Below are 19,226 nucleotides of genomic sequence, written 5' to 3' on the forward strand. Positions count from 1 at the left end.
GATTCTGCGTTGCTTCAGCGAATCAGACGCCCATTGCGGTCCAGGATTGAGATGTCGGTGTAATCCGAGCCGGCATGGTCGTTCTGCGCGTAGCGAATCGTCATGCCGCCGGCGTCATAGGTACCGAGGCCATTGAGGGCGGCGAGAATGCGCGAGGGCGTGGGTTCGCCTGCCCGTCTGATACCTTCCACCAGCACTTTGGCCATGACGTAGCCTTCGAGCACGGTATGGTTTGCCGAAGACTTGCTGTCGAGGCGCTTGAGGTCCTCATCAAGCTGACGCGTTACCGCGAGTGAGATCGATTGCGGCTTGGGGACGACCTGGACCACGCCAAGGCCGTGCGCAAGCGTGTTGCCGATCTGCTCAGCGACCTGCGGGCCCGCCGTCACCGAGAGCGCAATCAGCATGGCCGAACTGCCGCGTTCGCGCATGTCCTTGACGAAGGCCGCGCTCGCTGCCGTGTTCGACACCATGATCACGCCGTCGGGCGAAGCCGCAGCGATCTTGCCGGCTGCGGCCGCCACGTTTGCCGTGCCCTTCTCATAGCCCCCGGTCGCGACAAGTTCGAGCCCCGCCTTGGACAGCGCTGCCTGCGCGGCCTTGAGGCCATCCTCACCAAAGGGGTCGTCCTGGTGAAACACGGCCACCCGCTTGATCCCCATGATGCCCATCTGCTGCACGATGGTGTTCACTTCGGCCGCGTAGCTGGCACGCGTATGAAAGACCCTGGCCGGGACCGGTGTTCGCAGCGCCGATGCGCCCGAACGCACGCCAACCAGCGCCATGCCCGCGCGGTCCAGCGTTCCGGCCTTCAGCAAGGCATCGACGTTGCCCGTACCGACAAAACCGATCAGTGCGACCGGCGCATCACGTTCGATGAGCTCGGTGGTTTGCTTGAGCGTATCTTCAACCTTGTACCCGTCGTCCCGGCTGACAAGCCGCAGCGTGTTTCCCCTGACGCCCCCCTCGGCATTGACCCGCGCGAAATACGCCTGGATGCCGAGTTTCACATCGTTGCCAGTGGGCGCGAGGGTGCCGGAAAACGGCGCGACCTGACCGATCACGATTTCGGCCGCCGTCGCAGCGGGAATGGTGCCGGCGAGTGCGAGCGCAAACAGGGAACAGCAGAGGGATCGAAACGGATTCTTCATTATGTTTTGTCTCCTTGGTGTGGCGAATCGTGCGTCCGCGCCCGGATTATGACCGAATCCCATTCCGCTGAAACAACGATATGTGGTCCTGTGCGCCTCATGGATGCACCGTCGTGGCGTACGTGTCTCATGAGCGGCGCATCAACAGCATCCAGCCCGCGGTGGCACCTCGAACAGCACTTCAGGCCACGGAGCATTGGCGGACAGGCACAACGTTGCACTTGACGGCACATCCCGCGCCGACGCTTACTGGAACCCTCGATAGCGTGTTGGCCGGTACAGTCGCCTGCCCACCCCGCGCAGGAGCGATGACGATGGGTTCGATCACACTCACGACCAGGATTCCGGCCCCTGCCAGCCAGTCCATCGTGGCACGGCCATGAGCGCGCCGCGCGTGCTTGAACTCGCCGGCTCTCCATACCAGATGGGCTCTGCCCACGGACGTGCGTACGCCGACGATATCCGCCGCTACACCGCCGAGCGCGTGGCACTGGCCGGCAGCGAAACCTGGACCGGACACGCGATGGATACCGACGCCGTGCTGGCACTGGCCGAAGCCTGCATCGGCGCGCACAAAGCCTACGCGCCCGACCTCATGGACGAACTGGCGGGCCTCGCGGAAGCCACAGGCCTGAGCATCGCAGCGCTGATCGTCACCAACGGCTTCACCGATTTCATCGATCTGGTCTATGCACAAGGCGGCAGCGCGACGGCAACCCGCGCGCTTGAAGACGACTGCACTGCCTTCATCGTCCCCGACCACCTCAGCGCCGATGGCAAGGGCTGGTTCGGGCAGACCTGGGACATGCACGCCGGCTCCGGCCCCCATGTGGTGTTGCTGCGCGGCCGGCCCGACGGTGCGCCCGCCTTCATGGCCTTCAGCCTGACGGGCTGCATCGGCATGATCGGCATGAACGACGCGGGCATCGCCGTCGGCATCAACAACCTCCTCGGCGCCGAGGGTCAGATCGGCGTCAGCTGGCCCTTCGTGGTGCGGAAAGCGCTGCAGCAGACCGACATCGACGCCGCGCTTGCATGCATTACCCGCGCCCCGCTGATGGGTGCGCACAATTTTCAGCTGTTCGACCGCCACGGCACCGGCATCAACATCGAAGCGATGCCCGGCCACTGCCATGTCACACGCAGCAATGCCGAAGCGCTGGTGCACAGCAACCACTGCCTTTCACCCGACACCCTGCGCCGCTGCCGCCCGCGCGCACCGGCATCGCAAGCGTCCGGCGAAGCCCGCCTGTCTCGCGCACAACATCTGCTTGGCAGCACCAGGGTGACGCCGGAAGACCTGATGGCGCTCACCCGCGACCCGACGATCTGTGTCCGGGCCACACCGCCACTCGAGATGCAGACCTGCGGTGCAGCGATCATGCAGCCAGCAAGCGGCCGGTTCTGGGCGGCACAGGGCCTGCCGATCGAAAACGGGTACGCTCGGTTCGACATCTGAGCAGGCGCGAATCATCGAACCGGAACCCGACGCAGCAGGGTCTGGCCAGCACGATTCGCGCCGTACTCTCAGCCAGTGCCGAGGGACGCATCGAAGGGCTCTGATATGCTTTCCCGGACACGACATTGAAGGTCGAAGATGAGAAGGCTGTATTTTTCCGTTTTTCTGGCTGCGGTCCTGGCGACAACGCTGGCAGTCGTCTGGAAGCCCGCACCGATCGAGACCCAGCTCCTGCGCGTGCAACTGAACAGGCAGCTGCCTGAATACGCGAACGCGCTGAGCATTGAGCCGCTCGAACTGCAGGCCTTGTTCCTCGATTACGCGAGCGATCCGCTTCTTGCCGGCAAGGCGCGGCTGGCGATGCTGCGCTATCCGCAGATGACGCGGCCGGTGCTTGAACACTACGGCGCCGAACCCCTGTTCCAGGAAGCCCTCAAGGACTATGGCGATCAGGCGATCCCTCCGATCTACTACTACCTCACGCACGAACTCGCATCCGTTGTGGTGCGCAGGCGTGCAGAGGATCTGGCCACTTCGGCGGAGCAGACATGGCGCAATTTCTGGGGTGAGGCAGACGAGGCCGATGTGCCGGAGACCAGCGCGCCGCGTGACGACGCCACTACCGCCATGACCCCGGAGCGCCGTGGCTGGTATGCGGTTGGTTTCATCCTCGAAGAAGGACACGACTTTCTCGGACAGTTTGTCGTCAAGGCGGATGGCGATGTGCACCAGGTCCAGACCGAACGGGTACTGGAAGCACTCAATTCATTCTTTGCGGGCGGCGTACGCGGGCTCGAATCCAAGTATCGACGCAGCGAACCCGTGGGGCTTGGCGATGTGGGCTGGGCGGGCGTCGATCTCGCAATCGGGATCAGCGCGCTCAAGGTCCTGCGCATGGGGCGTACCGCCAGAGCGGGCGCCGGAGCGCGTGCAAGCGGTCTGACCGAACGCAGCGCGGCACTGGGCTCTTCGCTGCTGCGCGGCAGCGCAATCGGACTTCGCGTGGCCAAATACGGTGCGCCGTTCGCACTGGGCTATATCGTCCTGCGTCATCCGAGCGTGCTCAACGCCCTGTTCCGCGAGGTCGCCGAAGCGCTTGGGGCCCCCGTACCCCTGATACAGGCCCTTGGGTGGACGCTCGCGCTGCTGCCGCTCCTGCTGCTAGCGCAGCTCCTGCTGCGTCCGCTTGCCGCGCTGTTGTCCGTATCATCCACCAGCCTGAGGTGGATTGAATCCGTGATCCGAGGTCGATCCCGATCCGCGATCAGGTGAGCATCCGGCGCACCGAATGGCATCCTCCGGGCGCGCGCGGCGGGCACGGCCTGCCCTCGCACCCTGCATTCCCTCCCCTGACATACTGAAAGAAGGACAAGCAGAACCCATGATGGCATTGCTCCAGCGCGTGTCCGAAGCACGCGTCGTGATTGACGGCAAGGTGGCAGGTGAGATCGGCCACGGTTTTCTGGTACTCGTCTGCGCCGAGCAGGGCGACACCACTGCCGAGGCCGACAAGCTGCTGGCCAAGGTACTCAAGCTGCGGGTGTTTTCCGACGACGCCGGCAAGATGAACCGCTCGGTGCAGGACCTTGAAGGCGGCCTGCTGATCGTCAGCCAGTTCACCCTCGCGGCCGATCTCAAGGGCGGCAATCGCCCCAGTTTCACCAACGCGGCCCCCCCTGCCCTTGGACGCGAACTGTACGCATACGTGGTGGCGCAGGCAAAGATGCTGCACCCGGTCGTTGAGACGGGCGAATTCGGCGCAGACATGAAGGTGCAGCTCATCAACGACGGTCCGGTCACCATCCCGATGCACTTCCCGCCATCGGCGAGCACCGGGCAGGCAGCCTGAGATGCGGTACAGCCCGCCAGAAATGCGCCGAACACTGCGCCGGACTTGACCGATAACCAGTTGTGCAAGGCACAATACGACGTCCGGCGGAGAGCTTACCGTCAGGGGGCGCTGCTCGCAGTGCGACAAACATTCAATTTTCTTGGAGCTAGCCATGGAATTGCGCGTCAAGATGCTGGCTGCGGTCCTCGCCGTAGTCACCACCACTGTTGCAGCCGAAGACAAGTCGCTCAACATCTACAACTGGAACGACTACATCGCCGAGGACACCATCCCCGCCTTCGAGAAGGCGACCGGCATCAAGGTCAATTACGACCTCTACGACAGCAATGCCACGCTGCAGTCCAAGCTCCTCACCGGCAGCAGCGGTTACGACGTGGTGTACCCGAGCGTTGAATACGCGGGCAAGCAGATCCAGGCAAAGATCTTCCAGCCGCTCGACAAGAGCAAGCTGCCGAACCTGGCGAACATTGACCCGGTGATTCTCAAGGCCCTGGAAGCCGCCGATCCGGGCAATCAGTACCTCGTCCCCTACATGTGGTTCACCACCGGCGTGGCGATCAACGTCGACAAGGTCACCCAGGCGCTGGGCGGCACCCTGCCCGACAATGCGTGGGACCTGCTGTTCGATCCCAAGGTGACCGCAAAGCTCAAGGACTGCGGCATCTCGATGATGGACGAAGCCAGTGACCTGGTGCCGGCCGCAATGCTCTACGCTGGCAAGGACACCAAGAAGATGGCCAGCGCGGACATCAATGCCGCCATCGAGCAGATCCGCCCGGTGCGCAAGAACGTGCGCACCTTCAATTCCTCGCCGATCGACCTCATGGCCAAGGGCAGCGTGTGCGTGGCCATGATGTTCTCGGGTGACGCGATGATCGCCGGGGACCGGGCGAAGGAATCGAATACCGGCGTCAAGGTGCAGTACATCATCCCCAAGACCGGGGCGATGATGTCGATCGACGTGATGGCGGTACCGAGCGATGCCAGGAACGTCGGCAATGCCCACGCATGGATCAACACCATGATGGACCCGAAGGTGATCGCGCAGATCTCCAACGAGACCTTCTATTTCAGCGCCAACACCGCCGCACAACCGCTGATGTCGAAAGCGCTCACCGACAATCCGATGCTCAACGTGCCCGCAGAGCTGAAGGCACTGCTGCATCCGAAGCCGGTGCTGACGCAAACCGTTCAGCGTGATCTGACGCGCGCGCTGAGCCGCTTCAAGACCGCAAAGTAAAGTCGAGCAGGAACCCGATGGTGGCACAGCAAGCGGACAAGGGCGCAGCCTACCTGCGCATCGAAGGCGTCAACAAGCGCTTCGGTCAGAATCACGTGGTGAAGGACGTTTCGCTCGAAATCGTGCGAAAGGAAATCTTCGCCCTGCTGGGCAGCTCCGGCTGCGGCAAGTCGACCCTGCTGCGCATGCTCGCAGGGCTCGAAACCCCGAGCACAGGGCGCATCGTGCTCGACGGCGAAGACCTCGCCACGGTTCAGCCCCACCATCGGCCAACCAACATGATGTTCCAGTCCTACGCGCTGTTTCCGCACCTCACGGTAGAGGACAACGTCGCTTTCGGACTGCGCCAGGAGCGCCCCCGGATCGCGCGCGACGTCATCGCCGCGCGCGTGACGAAGATGCTCGACCTGGTGCAGATGCAGCGTTTCGCGCGGCGCAAGCCGCACGAACTCTCGGGCGGACAGCAGCAGCGCGTGGCCCTGGCACGCAGTCTCGCCAAGGAACCCAAGCTGCTGCTGCTCGACGAGCCGCTGGCGGCACTGGACAAGAAGATCCGCCAGGAAACCCAGCTCGAGCTCGTCCATCTCATCGAGCGTGTCGGCGTCACCTGCATCATGGTCACCCACGACCAGGAAGAGGCAATGACGATGGCCGACCGCATTGGCGTCATGTCTGACGGCGTGTTGCTGCAGGTGGGGACACCGGACGAGATCTACGAGCATCCGAACTGCCGCTTTACCGCCGAGTTCATTGGCGAAACCAACATGTTTCATGGCCGGCTCGGCCAGCAAGGGGTTGCCTGCAGCGATTTCCCTGCACCCATCATCATCCCGCCGCTGACCGATCACGCCGATGGCAGCGAGGTCTCGGTGTCGGTCCGCCCGGAGCGCATCGTACTCGGTCGTGACAAGCCCGAGGCGGCCGACGGCACGATGAACCTGGCCGCTGGCGAGGTGGTGGATATTGCCTATCTGGGCAGCTATTCGATCTATCACGTCCGGGTCGGCACCTCGCGTACCGTCATCGCCAGCGTGCCCTCCGCACGCTGGGGCGATGCGCCGCCGCCGACCTGGGGGGATTCTGTCTGGGTGTCGTGGAAGGCACCTGCCGGGGTGGTGCTCGGGCGATGAGCACGCGCAAACTGTTCCTGCTGCGTGGCCGTTTCTGGGTCGGAATGCTGCCGTGGACCTGGCTGCTGCTGTTCTTCCTGCTGCCCTTCGTGCTGATCGTCAATGTCAGCCTGTCCACGCCCGAGCTCTCGATTCCGCCCTACGTGCCACCGCTGCACACCGCCGCCGATGGTACCGGGGTCGAGTTCGTGCCCGACCTGTCGAACTACCAGCGTCTGCAGGACGAATTCACCTCGATCGGCGAGGACGGCGCCTATCTGCTCTACCTGCGGGCCTACGGCAACTCGCTGCTGCTGGCCAGCCTGACCACGCTGTGCTGCCTGCTCATCGGCTATCCCTTCGCCTACCACATAGCGCGCGCACGCGAATCCATCCGCAACGTGCTGCTGATGATGGTGATGCTGCCGTTCTGGACCTCCTTCCTGCTCCGCGTCTACGCCTGGATGGGCCTGCTCGACAGCAGCGAGGTGGGTCTAATCAACCAGTTGCTGCTGGGGCTGGGCATCGTCGACGCGCCCCTGCCCCTGCTCTACAACACCGGCGCGGTGCTGACCGGCATGATCTACAGCTACCTGCCCTTCATGGTGCTGCCGCTGTACGCCAACCTGGTCAAGCTCGACCCGCGCCTGCTTGAGGCCGCCAGCGATCTCGGCGCGCGTCCGCTGACTACCTTCCTGTCAGTCACGCTGCCGCTGTCGCGCAACGGCATCATTGCCGGCGCGATGATGGTGTTCATCCCGGCGGTGGGTGAATTCGTGATTCCCGACCTGCTCGGCGGCGGTGACGTACAGATGATCGGCCGCAACATCTGGGACGATTTCGGCCCCAACCAGGACTGGCCGATGGCGGCTGCGGTTGCCGTGGTGATGGTGCTGCTGCTGATCGTGCCCATCATCATCTTCAACCGATCCAGCCGGCAGGAAGCGGAGGAACTGCGATGAGCGTCGCGGCAAACCGGTGGGGCGCACGCAGCTGGCTGGTGCTGGTGTTCGCCTTCCTCTACATCCCGATCCTGTGTCTGGTGGTGTTTTCCTTCACCTCGGGCGAGATCACCACGCAATTCGACGGCTTCTCGCTGCGCTGGTACGAGGCGCTGCTGGAGGACCGCGAGATCCAGTCCGCGGTGTGGCTGTCGCTGCGCATCGGCGCCATGGCGGCTACCGCCGCGGTGGTGGTCGGGTCAGCCGCGGCATTCGTGCTGACGCGTTACCGGCCTTATTTCGGCAGCAGCTTCTTCGCCGGGATGACGACGGCACCGATGGTGATGCCGGAAGTGGTGACCGGCCTGTCGCTGGTGCTGCTGTTCACCCACCCCGCCCTGTCCTTTCTCGGCGGACGCGGCGCGCTCGCGATCTGGGCTGCGCACACCACGCTGTGCGCAGCCTACGCCGCCGTACTCGTGCAGTCGCGCCTGCGCGAGGTGGACCGTTCGCTGGAAGAGGCCGCGCTCGACCTCGGCTGCCCACCGTTCAAGGTGTTCTTCATCATCACCGTGCCGGTGATCGCCCCGGCACTCATATCCGCCTGGTTGCTGACCTTCACCCTGTCCATGGACGATTTCGTGCTCGCCGCGATGCTCTCCGACCCGGGCAGCACCACACTGCCAGTGCTGATCTTCGCCCGTCTGCATCATGGCCTGAAGCCCGAGATCAACGCCCTCGCCACCATCATCGTCGTGGTTGTGTCGATCGCAGTGCTCACTGCGAACCACATGATGATGTCGTCACAACGGGCGCGGATGCGGGCGCGGGAACTCGCCCAGGGCTGATTCTTCGTGCATCTGCATGCCACGACGAGTGCGCAACTCGTCGTGCGCAAGCCCCCCGAGCGCTTGCCCCGGGCCGAGCTGCAGCGCTGAACACGCCTCGGCCGCGCCGGCGATCACATCACGCGACACGCCCCGGAATGCACGCGGCCGCGGCGCCAGTGAGGTGCCGCGGCCGGCGAATAACAGCACATGCCGCCCGGGCCGCAGGCTTGACTGCCGGCCCGACGCAGCATGCAGCGCAGCGACTTACTTCCGCTTCGCCCAGAAATCCGCGTTACGGATGCCGAGTTTTTCGGGATCGAAGGTCGGATCCTTGCCTTCCTTCTTCTGCTGCTCGTAGTCCTTGAGCGCAAGCAGCGCGGGCTTCTGGATGATCAGGATGGCAATGATGTTGAGCCAGGCCATGATGCCTACACCGACGTCGCCCAGATCCCATGCTGCGCCGGCACTCTTTACCGAACCGTAGGTCACGGCCACCATGACGGCGATCTTGAGCACGAAGTACAGCCACGGACGGTGCACCTTGCGGTTGATGTAGGCGATGTTGGTTTCGGCCATGTAGTAGTAGGCCACGATGGTCGTGAAGGCGAAGAAGAACAGCGCCAGTGCGACGAAGGTGCTGCCAAAGCCCGGCAGAACGGATTCGACCGCGGCCTGGGTGTAGCCAGGGCCGGCTTCCATGCCCGGCAGGCCATTCACAAGCATCGCGCCGTCAGGGCCCTGCACGTTGTACATGCCGGTCGACAGCAGCATGAAGGCGGTTGCCGAGCACACGAACAGGGTGTCGATATACACCGAGAAAGCCTGCACATAGCCCTGCTTTGCCGGATGCGACACCTCGGCTGCGGCGGCGGGGTGCGGACCGGAACCCTGACCCGCTTCGTTGGAATACACCCCGCGCTTCACGCCCCACTGCACGGCCAGGCCGAGCACCGCGCCAAAGCCCGCCTCAAGACCGAAAGCGCTCTTGAAGATCAGTGCGATCATGCCCGGCACCGCCTCGATGTTCAGCAGCACGATCACCATCGCCACCAGGATGTAGGCCAGCGCCATGAAAGGCACGACGATCTCGGCAAACAGCGCAATCCGCTTCACGCCACCAAAGATGATGAAGCCGAGCAGCAGCACGATGCAGGTCGCGCTGACCGCGGTGTCGATACCCCACGCATTCTGCAGCCCCGAGGCGATGCTGTTCGCCTGCACGCCCGGCAGCAGCAGGCCCATCGCGATTGCGGTGGACACTGCAAAGATCCACGCGTACCACTTCTGCCCCATGCACTTCTCGATGTAGTACGCCGGGCCGCCGCGGTACATGCCCTCGTCGTCCTTCTCCTTGTAGATCTGGGCGAGGGTCGACTCAATATAGGCGGTGGAGGCGCCGAGGAAGGCCACCGTCCACATCCAGAACACCGCACCCGGGCCACCGAAGGTGATGGCGGTGGCCACACCGGCGATGTTGCCGGTACCGACCCGGCCCGACAGCGACATGGTGAGTGCCTGGAACGAGGACACGCCGGCGTCCGACGCCTTGCCGGTGAAGGTCAGGCGGATCATCTCGCCAAGGCCGCGCACCTGCATGAAGCGGGTACGGATCGAAAAGTACAGACCGGCGCCAAGGCACAGATAAATCAGGGCCGGGCTCCAGATGATGCCGTTAAGCATGCTGACAAAATCGTTCACTGCTGCTTCTCCGTGAAACATGACGACAGGTTGTCCTGCGTCGAATTTATAGTTTGATGGGCTCCGGGCGAGCCTCGATGCTTTCGTGCTGCGCACCACGTGCCGACACCGCTCGCGGGGCCGGAACACGCAGGACTCCCGGCCGGATGTAGCGGAAAATTCCGGGCCTGAATTGTTCCGTCTGCTGCACCGCAAGATTATACGGTTGACGCATTACTTCATGCGTTTCACGCATAACATTGCATCAGAAACAATCAGGGCAGGAACGCGTCCGGGAGCCTCACAGACCACGCCACCACGCAAGGATGAACAGCACCATCACCGCCGCGACATAGGCCTGCAGGCTGTAGCGCACGTTGCCGCGCGCCATCTCGGCCCCCGACGCACCGTAGCGCCCCTGCAAGGCAAGGTGGATACCCGACATGGGACTGGCTGCCAGACCGATGGCCCAGCACTGTACATAGACCACGGCCATCAGCACCGGGTCGGGGTTCAGCGGCGCCAGCCAGGCCGCGACCGTTGTGATGGAGATCACCGCATGGATGCCTAGCACACAGAGGAAGATCATGCCCGCCAGCACCAGCGCCGCCTGCGGGGCGCCCACGTGCGTCATCGGCAGCCAGCCCCCGCTGCTGGCGATCAGCGCGTCGAGGCCGGTCGCGAAGACGGCGGCGGCCAGAAACAGCGACATCTCGCCACGCATCGCGGGCAGACGCCGTGCGACATGGCGCGCCATCTGCGTACCCCCTTCGATCAGGCCCGCACGCAGCATCACGACGGTCACGGCCATCACGGGCGCGGCGAGAGTGACAACCGCGAGTGTCGACCACGAGGGCAGAAACCAGTGTCCGGCAATGACCAGCAAGGCCAGCGCCATCGGCACCCACAGCGCAGCCGGGCGCATCGGATAGCCGACGAAATCGCGGCCGAGCGCAGGGTCGCGCAGCAGATCGCGCCCCGCGAGCACGATCAGCACCAGTGCGAGCGGAATGCCCGCAGCGGCCATTTCGCCCAGCGTGGCACCGGGCGCATAGGTAAGAGCCACCGCCGTCGCGGCAAAGAACGGCGACCACAGGGCCGCACCCAGAAAGCCGCGCGTCAGCGCATTGAGCTGAGGGATAGAGGGTGTCCTTCCGCCCGCCATGCGGTCGCCCATGATGAAGACCGCCGACAGGTTGATGACCGCGCCGAAGACATGGACGCCTGCAATCGTGCGCCACAGCGCACCCGGCCCACGAGGAGACTCACCCGCCTCACCCAGGCCGAGCAGTTGCAGAAAGCTGACGCCTGCAAGCATCCCGAGCAGGGCGATGTTCTTTGTCAGCACACCCGTCCAGGGCCACTGCCCATTCTGCAGACCGGCCCAGACCAGGGCTGCCACACCGATCCCGATCAGCAGCCAGGCCACCCGCCGCTGGCGGTGATCCAGCCCCTGCCACATCAGCGCGACCGCGCCCCACGCCGCCAGCCCGCCGAGCCATTCGGGCACGCCGGTGGCGGCGCCCGACAGGATCGCAATGAATGTCATGAACAGGATCAGCAGCGCGGCAAGGCGATCGGCGAGTTTGCGCGTAAAAAGGGGCATGTAGCAGGATGACCATGGGAAGTTCGGGCTCACCGGAGCGTACACCGGAAGCATGCTCCACGTCCCATATTGGGCGCTCCGCGATAGGCAATGCACGTATCCCCGACTCGCGAACGCGCTGGAAGCGATAAGATGGCGGCCGATTCGCACAACGCATGCGCCGGAGCCGGTTCCAGTTCGCACGCGTCGCGTCACCACCTCGCCCAATCTGCCATGCCAATCCTGCCTGCCAGCTACACCCTTGCCGACGACGGCACGCCCTACTCCGACACCTTCGAAGACGTCTATCACTCCGCAGCCGGTGCGATCGGACAGGCCGAGCACGTGTTTCTTGGTGGCAACGGGCTTCCGGGGCGCTGGCGCGGGCGCGACCGCTTCGTCATTGTCGAGACCGGCTTCGGACTCGGGTTGAATTTTCTCGCGACCTGGGCGGCATGGCGCGCCGACCTCGAGCGCGCTGCAACCCTGCATTTCGTCTCCTGCGAGCTGCACCCGTTCGCGGTCGAAGACCTCGCTGTGCTACATGCGCGCTGGCCCGAGTTTGCACCGCTCGCGGCAGAACTCCAGGCGGCCTGGCCCAGCCTGACACCCGGTGTGCACCGACTGCATCTGGACAAGGACCGGGTGTTTCTCACCCTGTATTTCGGCGATGCGCGGGACGGACTGGCGCAGCTCGACGCCCGTGCAGATGCTTTTCTGCTCGACGGTTTCTCACCTGCGCGCAATCCGGACCTGTGGTCGCAGAAGGTCTTTCACCTGCTGGGCCGGATGGCTGCCCCGGGCGCAACGCTGGCGACCTGGTCGGTTGCCGGCGAAGTGCGCGAAGGCCTGCGCCGCGCCGGTTTCGAAGTGGAAAAGGCACCCGGCTTTGCCGGCAAGCGTCAGATGCTGCGCGGCCGTCACCTCGGACCTCGTGGCGGGCAGGTGGAAGAGAAGCCCCTGCCCCGCGAATCGGATGCACCGCATGCCGCGCGCCGCGCCATCGTGATCGGCGCCGGCGTTGCCGGCAGTTCGGCGGCCGAGCGGCTTGCCGCACGCGGCTGGTCAGTGGACGTCATCGATGCGGCCGACCGCCCCGGTCAGGGCGCCTCGGGCAACCACGCCGGCGTGCTGCGGCCGCTTCCCAGCCTTGACGACAACCGGATGAGCAGGCTGACGCGCGCGGGTACCCTCTACGGCTGGCGCCACATCCGCCGCCTGCGGGCGCGCGGCATCAGCGTCCGGGCCGAGGACTGCGGCGTGCTGCATCTGGCGCGCGACGCTGCGCAGCTGGACAAGATGCGGGCGGTGGTCGAACGCCTCGCCCTGCCCGCGTCACTGCTGCGTTTCGTCGATGCGGACGAAGCTGAACGCATCGGTGGCTGGCCCGTACCGCTGGGTGGCTGGTGGTTTTCCGATAGCGGCTGGGTGCAGCCCCCGACCCTGTGCGCAGCCAATCTGGCCGCACACCCCAGCCGGATCCGCACCCACTTCGCTTGCCCGGTCGCGCAGATCGAACGTGTTGCGGACGAATGGCGGGCACTCGATGCAGCCGGACAGGTCATTGCGGCAGCACCTGTCCTGATCATGGCCGCCGGAACCGGACTGCGCGATTTTCCGCTGGCCGGGACGCTGCCGATGGTCAGCGCCCGCGGTCAGGTGAGCCTGCTCGACGCCGCCGCCGGCAGCGCCCCGCGGGTCGTGATGTGCCGCATGGGCTATGTCAGCCCCGAAGTGGACGGCCTGCGCTGCGCCGGTGCGACCTTCGACGTCGGGGACGACGAGCCGGACCTGCGCGAACGCGATCACCACGAGAACATCGAAAAGCTCGAGGCCATGCTGCCAGGCTACACCACCCAGCTCGGCCCGACCGCACTGCGCGGGCGCGTGGGATTTCGCCCGGCATCGCCCGACCGCCTGCCCATGGTCGGCGCGATCCCGTCCGTCAGCAGCGTCGCACCGCGTACCCCACTCTCGGAAATACCGCGCCACGCCGGGCTGTACGCGCTTTCCGGCTTCGGCGCCCGCGGCCTTGTGTGGGCGGCGCTGGCGGGGGAGTTGATGGCTTCCCTTATTTGCGGGGAGCCCGCACCGGTGGAGAATGACCTGATCGCGGCGGTGGATCCCGCACGTTTTATACTGCGTCCTGTGCGCCAATCAGCCACCGACGACTGAAATCCAATCCACTGGAACCGCCCAATCATGGACGCCATCGCACTTTTCTTCGTACTGGGTTTCGCTGCGCGCCTTGCGCGTTCCGACCTGAAGCTCCCCGCCCAGCTCTATGAAGCACTCTCCATCTATCTGCTGCTCGCCATCGGTCTCAAGGGTGGGATGGAGCTGGCAAAGCAATCACCGATGGACGTCCTTCCCCAGGCGGTGGCCGTCATCGCGCTGGGCATCGTCATCCCGCTGGTCGCCTTTCCCATCCTGCACAAACTCGGTCGTCTCGACCGTTTCAACGCCGCATCCATCGCCGGCCACTACGGCTCGGTGAGCGTGGTCACCTTTGCCGTGGGTATCGACTACCTGAGCGCGCGCCAGCTGGCCTACGAGCCCTACCTGCCGCTGTTCCTGGTCTTGCTCGAAATGCCCGGTATCGCGGTCGGCGTGCTGCTGGCGCGACTTGGTGGCAATACCGGCTCGGTACGCTGGGGACCCTTGCTGCATGAGATCTTCCTCGGCAAGAGCATGGTGCTGCTCGCCGGCGGCCTGCTCATTGGCTGGGCGGCAGGACCAAAGGGGCTCGCACCGCTGGAGCCCTTCTTCTTCGGCCTGTTCAAGGGCGCGCTGTGCCTCTTCCTGCTGGAGATGGGCCTAGTGGCTGCCGCGCAGGCGGGTGCACTGCGCACCAGCGGGGCTTTTCTCGCCGGCTTCGCCATCGTGATGCCGATCCTCTCTGCGGTGTTCGGCACCGTCGTCGGAACCGCAATCGGGCTCTCCGCGGGCGGCACCCTGCTCCTGGCCACGCTGGCTGCGAGCGCGTCCTATATCGCCGCTCCGGCAGCAATGCGAATCGCGGTGCCGGAAGCCAATCCTGGGCTGTCGATTACTGCGGCCCTCGTCATCACCTTCCCCTTCAACATTCTTGTGGGCATCCCGCTCTACCATTACATCGTCGGTCTGATCCACGGGAGCTGAAACCATGCCAAATACCCATCCCTGCAAGCTCGTCGTCCTGATCACCGAAAAAGCGCTCGAAGAAAAACTGGCAGACGACGTCATGCACCTCGGCGCGCACGGCTACACCGTGGCCGACGTACGCGGCAGCGGCAGCCACGGCAACCGCGCAGGCACCTGGGATGCCGACCGCTCCATCCGCATGGAAGTGCTGTGCGACGCCAATACGGCCGTCACCATCACCACGCATGTCGAAGCGCGCTATTTCCGGCACTACGCGATGGTGGCCTTCGTCACCGACGTGGGCGTGCTGCGGCCGGATAAATTCGCCGGCTGAACCCGCACCCGGTGGACGACCGTTTGCGCGGCTGATTGACGTTCGTCACGAACGACTCGTGCCGACCGGGCTAGACTTGCGTCGACTCACGTCCGGTTGCAATGTCGTGCAATACAAGCTCGTCGTCCTGATTGCCAGCACCGCACTTGCCGCGCTTTTCGCGGGTGGCGCGATGTTATCGCTGCAGCAACATGACAACCGACTGAAGCTTCAGTTCGAGACACAAGCGGCACGACTGCAGAGCATCTACGAAGTGTCCATGGACGAGCTTGAGCATGAAGCACGAGCGCTCGCTTACAACATGGCGGCCGATCCCGAGATCGCGCGCATCCTCGGAGACGCCAACCACCTGCTCCGCGCAGGCGGTGAAAGCAATGAGGCGCGCGCGCTCGAATTGCGGGCCGCGCTCACCGCCAAGCTCGATCTGCAGTGGCAGGACATGCATCGCATGTTCGACCTGCGCCAGCTTCAGTTTCTGCTCACGCCCGACCTGCGATCTTTCCTCCGCCTGCATGCACCGGAACGCTACGGTGACAGCCTGATGGAACTCAGGCCGATGATGCGCAGCATTCAGAACGACCGTATTCCGCGCAGCGGCTTCGAGATCGGTCGTGCATTTGCCGGCATACGTGGCGGCGCCCCCGTCATCCGGCCCTACGCCAACGGGCACGAGGCTGCCGATCCGCCGCAAGCCGGCGAAACGGGCGAGCATGTCGGCACACTTGAGGTCGGCATCGGGCTTGATGGCCTGCTCAAGCGACTGAGCGAAAAGCTCGATATCGGCGTTGCAGTACTGCTACGACCGGAACGTGTAACACAGGCGATGTTGTCGCTCTATCAGCCTGTGACCCGCGCCCCTGAGCGCAGCAACTGCTGCTTTTTGCTGTCGGCATCCCGCCCCGAGGCCGAGGCCTGGCTTGCCGCCGGCCTGATCGAGCGTGGCAGGACCGAGGCGGAGTCGAAGCTCCAGACCTGGGACCGGAAGCAGTTCCAGGTCATCCGCTTTCCGTTGTTCGATTTCGTGGGCGAACAGAACCCCGCAAGGCCCCCGGCCGGCAGCATCCTGATCTGGCGCAACGCAGAGACCGAACTCGCCGCACACACGAAAGCCCGAAGCATCACCCTCAGGAATGCATTTGCCGGCTATGCCCTGGTGCAGTTGATCGTGCTGCTCTTGCTGAACCTGTCGCGCCGGGAATGGAAGCGCCAGCTCGATCTGCAGACCGCCGCAATCAGTCGCTTGTCGCGCCAGAATGCCCTGCTGCTGAACACGGCCGGCGAAGGCATCTACGGAGTGGATCCGAATGGCGTTGCGAGCTTCATCAACCCTGCTGCGCTCACGATGCTTGGCTACACCGCGGCACAGGTCATCGGCAAGAACCAGCACCGGCTGTTTCACCACCATCACCCGGACGGCTCACCCTATCCGGACGAAGCCTGCCCGATATTCCAGACCCTGCACGATGGCAAGCGCAGAAGCTGCGAAGACTGGTTCATCCGCGTGGACGGCACCGCATTTCCGGTGGCCGTGACCGTTGCACCGATCGACGATGGCAAGCAGCGCGACGGCGCTGTCGTGGTGTTTCGCGACATTTCCGAGCTGAAGGATCAACGGGAAGCGCTGCAGCAACTGGCCACGACCGACTCGCTGACCGGTGCATCGAACCGGCGCCAGTTCCTGGAGCGGCTGGATAACGAACTCTCCCGCCTGAAACGCAAGGGCGGCACGGCCTCGATCCTGATGGCCGACCTCGACCACTTCAAGAACGTCAACGACACCCATGGTCACGCGGCGGGGGACGCGGTGTTGAAGCATTTCGTCGACATCGTGCGTCAGACCTTGCGCAAGACCGATGTAATCGGACGCCTGGGCGGTGAAGAGTTTGCAGTCCTGCTGCCCGGCGATGGCATCGACGGCGCACGCGAGCTCGCCGAACGGCTGTGCGAAGCCGTCAAAAACTCGCCGTCGCGCTTCGAGCGCACACTGATACCGATCAGCGTGAGCATCGGGGTCGCAAGCCTGAACACCCGCGATGGCTCGGCAGAGGCCTCGCTGCGGCGCGCAGACAAGGCGCTCTACGATGCCAAGCGCGCCGGGCGCAATCAGGTCAGGATTCACACGCCCGGGCAGTCAGGCGCAGACCTGACCGCCCCTGAGGCAGCTCCCTGACACAAGGCCTCAGCCGTAACGCGCCAGGCGCGACAACACGCGCTCGCGGCCCAGCACCTCGAGCACCGCGTCAATCGACGGTGTCTGCGGGACGCCGAGAACGGCCACCCGCAGCGGAATCGCGACCTGCGGCATCTTCAGGCCATGCTCGGCCATGGTGTCCTTGATCGCCTGGCTCAGCACGGCCTTTTCCCACGCAGCCGACTCGAAACGTGCGCGCAGGCTCGCCAGCGCGGCGCGCGCGGTCTCGGTGAGATGCTGACCGACCACTTCGGGCGCCGGGTGTACATCGGCACAGAAGAGTTCGGCGGAATCCGTCAACTCGTTGAGGGTGGCTGCGCGATCCTTGTAAAGCGCCACCACGGCATCCAGCGCCGGGCCGGCTTCCGGGTCTACGCCACGACGGGCAAGGCGGTTCGCCACTTCGCCAGCCAGACGGCTGTTATCCGCCTGCTTGATGTAGTGGGCGTTGAGCCAGTTGAGTTTCTCTGTGTTGAACTGGGCAGCCGAGGGCGTGATGTGGTCGAGATCGAACCACTCGACGAACTGCTCACGGGTGAAGACCTCGTCGTCGCCGTGGCTCCAGCCCAGGCGCGCCAGATAATTGATGACCGCTTCGGGCAGGTAGCCTTCATCGTCGTACTGCATCACGCTCACTGCGCCATGGCGCTTCGAGAGCTTGGTACCGTCGTCGCCGAGAATCATCGACAGGTGGGCGTACTGCGGCACCTGCGCGCCGAGCGCCTTCAGAATGTTGATCTGGCGCGGCGTGTTGTTTACATGGTCGTCACCGCGAATCACCTGGGTGATGCCCATGTCCCAGTCGTCCACAACCACGCAGAAGTTGTAGGTCGGCGTGCCATCGGGGCGGGCAATGATGAGGTCGTCCATTTCCGCATTGGCAATCTCGATACGGCCCTTGACGAGGTCGTCCCACGCCACCACACCGTCGACCGGGTTGCAGAAGCGCACAACCGGCTTCACACCTTCTGGCACCGGCGGCAGCACCTTGCCCGGCGCGGGGCGCCAGCGGCCGTCATAGCGCGGCTTCTCCCCACGTGCGCGCTGAGCCTCACGCAACAGGTCGAGCTCCTCGGGGCTGGTATAGCAGTGATAGGCCGTGCCGGCAGCAAGCATCTGGCCGACCACTTCCTTGTATCGGTCCATGCGCTGCATCTGGTAGAACGGACCCTCATCCGCGTCGAGCCCCAGCCACTTCATGCCGTCGAGGATGGCCTGCACCGCCTCGGGCGTGGAGCGGGCGACATCGGTGTCCTCGATGCGCAGCACGAAATCACCCTTGTGGTGACGGGCATAGGCCCATGAGAACAGGGCGGTGCGGGCGCCGCCGATATGCAGATAACCCGTGGGGCTTGGCGCGAAGCGGGTGCGAACGTGAGCAGTCATCGAATATCCCCTGGCATTGGGCGCGGACAAGCTCGGTGCAAGGACGTCGCCACAGTCTGAAAATAAAAAACCCCGCCGTCGAGACGACGTCGGGGTTGGTATCTGGTGGGCGGTACTGGGATCGAACCAGTGACCCCTGCCGTGTGAAGGCAGTGCTCTACCGCTGAGCTAACCGCCCGGTCAGCGGGGATCAATCCCTCTGCCGGCTTTCGCTACGAGTTCCCACCGTTGGTGGGCGGTACTGGGATCGAACCAGTGACCCCTGCCGTGTGAAGGCAGTGCTCTACCGCTGAGCTAACCGCCCTTCGCGAAAGAGGCCGGATTGTAGAAGCCGCACCGGATAACGTC

The 19,226-nt window shown here is 64.5% G+C and carries 15 protein-coding genes and 2 tRNA genes; 11 read left to right on the forward strand and 6 right to left on the reverse strand.

Translation table 11 applies throughout. The annotated features are described in order from the left end of the window. Positions 1 to 14: 14 nt before the first annotated feature. Positions 15 to 1,151: an ABC transporter substrate-binding protein gene (locus tag AC22G6_RS09425; RefSeq protein WP_487366576.1), complete on the reverse strand. Its 1,137-nt coding sequence runs from the start codon at positions 1,149 to 1,151 to the stop codon at positions 15 to 17. Positions 1,152 to 1,530: 379 nt separating this feature from the next. On the opposite strand from AC22G6_RS09425, the gene AC22G6_RS09430 reads away from it, so the two are divergent. From AC22G6_RS09430 to AC22G6_RS09460, 7 genes are all read left to right on the forward strand, one after another. Beyond that, positions 1,531 to 2,610, forward strand: a complete 1,080-nt coding sequence (locus AC22G6_RS09430; RefSeq protein WP_487366577.1) for a C45 family autoproteolytic acyltransferase/hydrolase — start codon at positions 1,531 to 1,533, stop codon at positions 2,608 to 2,610. A 138-nt stretch (positions 2,611 to 2,748) separates the two neighbouring features. After that, positions 2,749 to 3,882 (forward strand): hypothetical protein, encoded by a 1,134-nt coding sequence (locus tag AC22G6_RS09435; RefSeq protein WP_487366578.1) that lies wholly within the window; start codon positions 2,749 to 2,751, stop codon positions 3,880 to 3,882. Positions 3,883 to 3,991: 109 nt separating this feature from the next. Then, positions 3,992 to 4,459, forward strand: coding sequence for a D-aminoacyl-tRNA deacylase (dtd, locus tag AC22G6_RS09440; RefSeq protein WP_487366579.1), 468 nt, complete (start codon positions 3,992 to 3,994; stop codon positions 4,457 to 4,459). A 154-nt stretch (positions 4,460 to 4,613) separates the two neighbouring features. Then, a complete protein-coding gene (locus tag AC22G6_RS09445; RefSeq protein ID WP_487366580.1) occupies positions 4,614 to 5,702 on the forward strand; it encodes a polyamine ABC transporter substrate-binding protein in 1,089 nt (362 codons plus the stop codon). A gap of 17 nt (positions 5,703 to 5,719) precedes the next feature. Further along, positions 5,720 to 6,832 carry an ABC transporter ATP-binding protein gene (locus AC22G6_RS09450; RefSeq protein WP_487366581.1) on the forward strand — a complete coding sequence of 371 codons (1,113 nt, stop codon included), beginning with the start codon at positions 5,720 to 5,722 and terminating at the stop codon, positions 6,830 to 6,832. Further along, entirely contained in the window at positions 6,829 to 7,773 is a 945-nt protein-coding gene (locus AC22G6_RS09455) for an ABC transporter permease subunit (protein WP_108948489.1), read from the forward strand. The genes AC22G6_RS09450 and AC22G6_RS09455 overlap by 4 nt, the downstream gene beginning before the upstream one ends. Continuing rightward, positions 7,770 to 8,600 carry an ABC transporter permease subunit gene (locus AC22G6_RS09460; RefSeq protein WP_108975339.1) on the forward strand — a complete coding sequence of 277 codons (831 nt, stop codon included), beginning with the start codon at positions 7,770 to 7,772 and terminating at the stop codon, positions 8,598 to 8,600. Before AC22G6_RS09455 ends, AC22G6_RS09460 begins: the two co-directional genes overlap by 4 nt. Positions 8,601 to 8,846: 246 nt before the next feature. On the opposite strand, the gene AC22G6_RS09465 is transcribed toward AC22G6_RS09460, so the two are convergent. Both AC22G6_RS09465 and AC22G6_RS09470 read right to left on the reverse strand, forming a co-directional pair. Continuing rightward, positions 8,847 to 10,280: an alanine/glycine:cation symporter family protein gene (locus AC22G6_RS09465; RefSeq protein ID WP_487366582.1), complete on the reverse strand. Its 1,434-nt coding sequence runs from the start codon at positions 10,278 to 10,280 to the stop codon at positions 8,847 to 8,849. 280 nt (positions 10,281 to 10,560) lie between these two features. Then, positions 10,561 to 11,865: a hypothetical protein gene (locus AC22G6_RS09470; RefSeq protein ID WP_487366583.1), complete on the reverse strand. Its 1,305-nt coding sequence runs from the start codon at positions 11,863 to 11,865 to the stop codon at positions 10,561 to 10,563. A 213-nt stretch (positions 11,866 to 12,078) separates the two neighbouring features. Here AC22G6_RS09470 and mnmC point away from each other — a divergent pair, with 213 nt between their 5' ends. From mnmC to AC22G6_RS09490, 4 genes are all read left to right on the forward strand, one after another. Then, positions 12,079 to 14,019 (forward strand): bifunctional tRNA (5-methylaminomethyl-2-thiouridine)(34)-methyltransferase MnmC2/FAD-dependent 5-carboxymethylaminomethyl-2-thiouridine(34) oxidoreductase MnmC1, encoded by a 1,941-nt coding sequence (gene mnmC / locus AC22G6_RS09475; RefSeq protein ID WP_487366584.1) that lies wholly within the window; start codon positions 12,079 to 12,081, stop codon positions 14,017 to 14,019. Between the two features lie 27 nt (positions 14,020 to 14,046). Then, positions 14,047 to 14,985: a sodium-dependent bicarbonate transport family permease gene (locus tag AC22G6_RS09480; RefSeq protein ID WP_108948495.1), complete on the forward strand. Its 939-nt coding sequence runs from the start codon at positions 14,047 to 14,049 to the stop codon at positions 14,983 to 14,985. Between the two features lie 4 nt (positions 14,986 to 14,989). Beyond that, positions 14,990 to 15,301 (forward strand): P-II family nitrogen regulator, encoded by a 312-nt coding sequence (locus AC22G6_RS09485; protein WP_487366585.1) that lies wholly within the window; start codon positions 14,990 to 14,992, stop codon positions 15,299 to 15,301. Between the two features lie 106 nt (positions 15,302 to 15,407). Further along, on the forward strand, positions 15,408 to 17,471 hold the full coding sequence (locus tag AC22G6_RS09490) for a sensor domain-containing diguanylate cyclase (protein WP_487366586.1): 2,064 nt from the start codon (positions 15,408 to 15,410) through the stop codon (positions 17,469 to 17,471). A gap of 9 nt (positions 17,472 to 17,480) precedes the next feature. On the opposite strand, the gene gltX is transcribed toward AC22G6_RS09490, so the two are convergent. The 3 genes from gltX to AC22G6_RS09505 form a co-directional block, all read right to left on the reverse strand. Beyond that, positions 17,481 to 18,878, reverse strand: coding sequence for a glutamate--tRNA ligase (gltX, locus tag AC22G6_RS09495; RefSeq protein WP_487366587.1), 1,398 nt, complete (start codon positions 18,876 to 18,878; stop codon positions 17,481 to 17,483). Between the two features lie 103 nt (positions 18,879 to 18,981). After that, positions 18,982 to 19,056: transfer RNA gene (locus AC22G6_RS09500), tRNA-Val, on the reverse strand. Between the two features lie 51 nt (positions 19,057 to 19,107). Continuing rightward, a tRNA-Val gene (locus tag AC22G6_RS09505) sits at positions 19,108 to 19,182 on the reverse strand. Between the last annotated feature and the right edge of the window lie 44 nt (positions 19,183 to 19,226).

The organism is Parazoarcus sp. PS-13 R2A, from assembly GCF_057621855.1.

Excerpts from the sequence above, each read along its gene's own strand:
- AC22G6_RS09445 (WP_487366580.1), top strand. The coding sequence starts at position 4,614 with ATGGAATTGCGCGTCAAGATGCTGGCTGCGGTCCTCGCCGTAGTCACC.
- gltX (WP_487366587.1), bottom strand. The coding sequence starts at position 18,878 with ATGACTGCTCACGTTCGCACCCGCTTCGCGCCAAGCCCCACGGGTTAT.
- AC22G6_RS09435 (WP_487366578.1), top strand. The coding sequence starts at position 2,749 with ATGAGAAGGCTGTATTTTTCCGTTTTTCTGGCTGCGGTCCTGGCGACA.
- mnmC (WP_487366584.1), top strand. The coding sequence starts at position 12,079 with ATGCCAATCCTGCCTGCCAGCTACACCCTTGCCGACGACGGCACGCCC.
- AC22G6_RS09480 (WP_108948495.1), top strand. The coding sequence starts at position 14,047 with ATGGACGCCATCGCACTTTTCTTCGTACTGGGTTTCGCTGCGCGCCTT.
- AC22G6_RS09425 (WP_487366576.1), bottom strand. The coding sequence starts at position 1,151 with ATGAAGAATCCGTTTCGATCCCTCTGCTGTTCCCTGTTTGCGCTCGCA.
- AC22G6_RS09430 (WP_487366577.1), top strand. The coding sequence starts at position 1,531 with ATGAGCGCGCCGCGCGTGCTTGAACTCGCCGGCTCTCCATACCAGATG.
- AC22G6_RS09460 (WP_108975339.1), top strand. The coding sequence starts at position 7,770 with ATGAGCGTCGCGGCAAACCGGTGGGGCGCACGCAGCTGGCTGGTGCTG.
- AC22G6_RS09450 (WP_487366581.1), top strand. The coding sequence starts at position 5,720 with ATGGTGGCACAGCAAGCGGACAAGGGCGCAGCCTACCTGCGCATCGAA.
- AC22G6_RS09470 (WP_487366583.1), bottom strand. The coding sequence starts at position 11,865 with ATGCCCCTTTTTACGCGCAAACTCGCCGATCGCCTTGCCGCGCTGCTG.
- AC22G6_RS09485 (WP_487366585.1), top strand. The coding sequence starts at position 14,990 with ATGCCAAATACCCATCCCTGCAAGCTCGTCGTCCTGATCACCGAAAAA.
- dtd (WP_487366579.1), top strand. The coding sequence starts at position 3,992 with ATGATGGCATTGCTCCAGCGCGTGTCCGAAGCACGCGTCGTGATTGAC.
- AC22G6_RS09455 (WP_108948489.1), top strand. The coding sequence starts at position 6,829 with ATGAGCACGCGCAAACTGTTCCTGCTGCGTGGCCGTTTCTGGGTCGGA.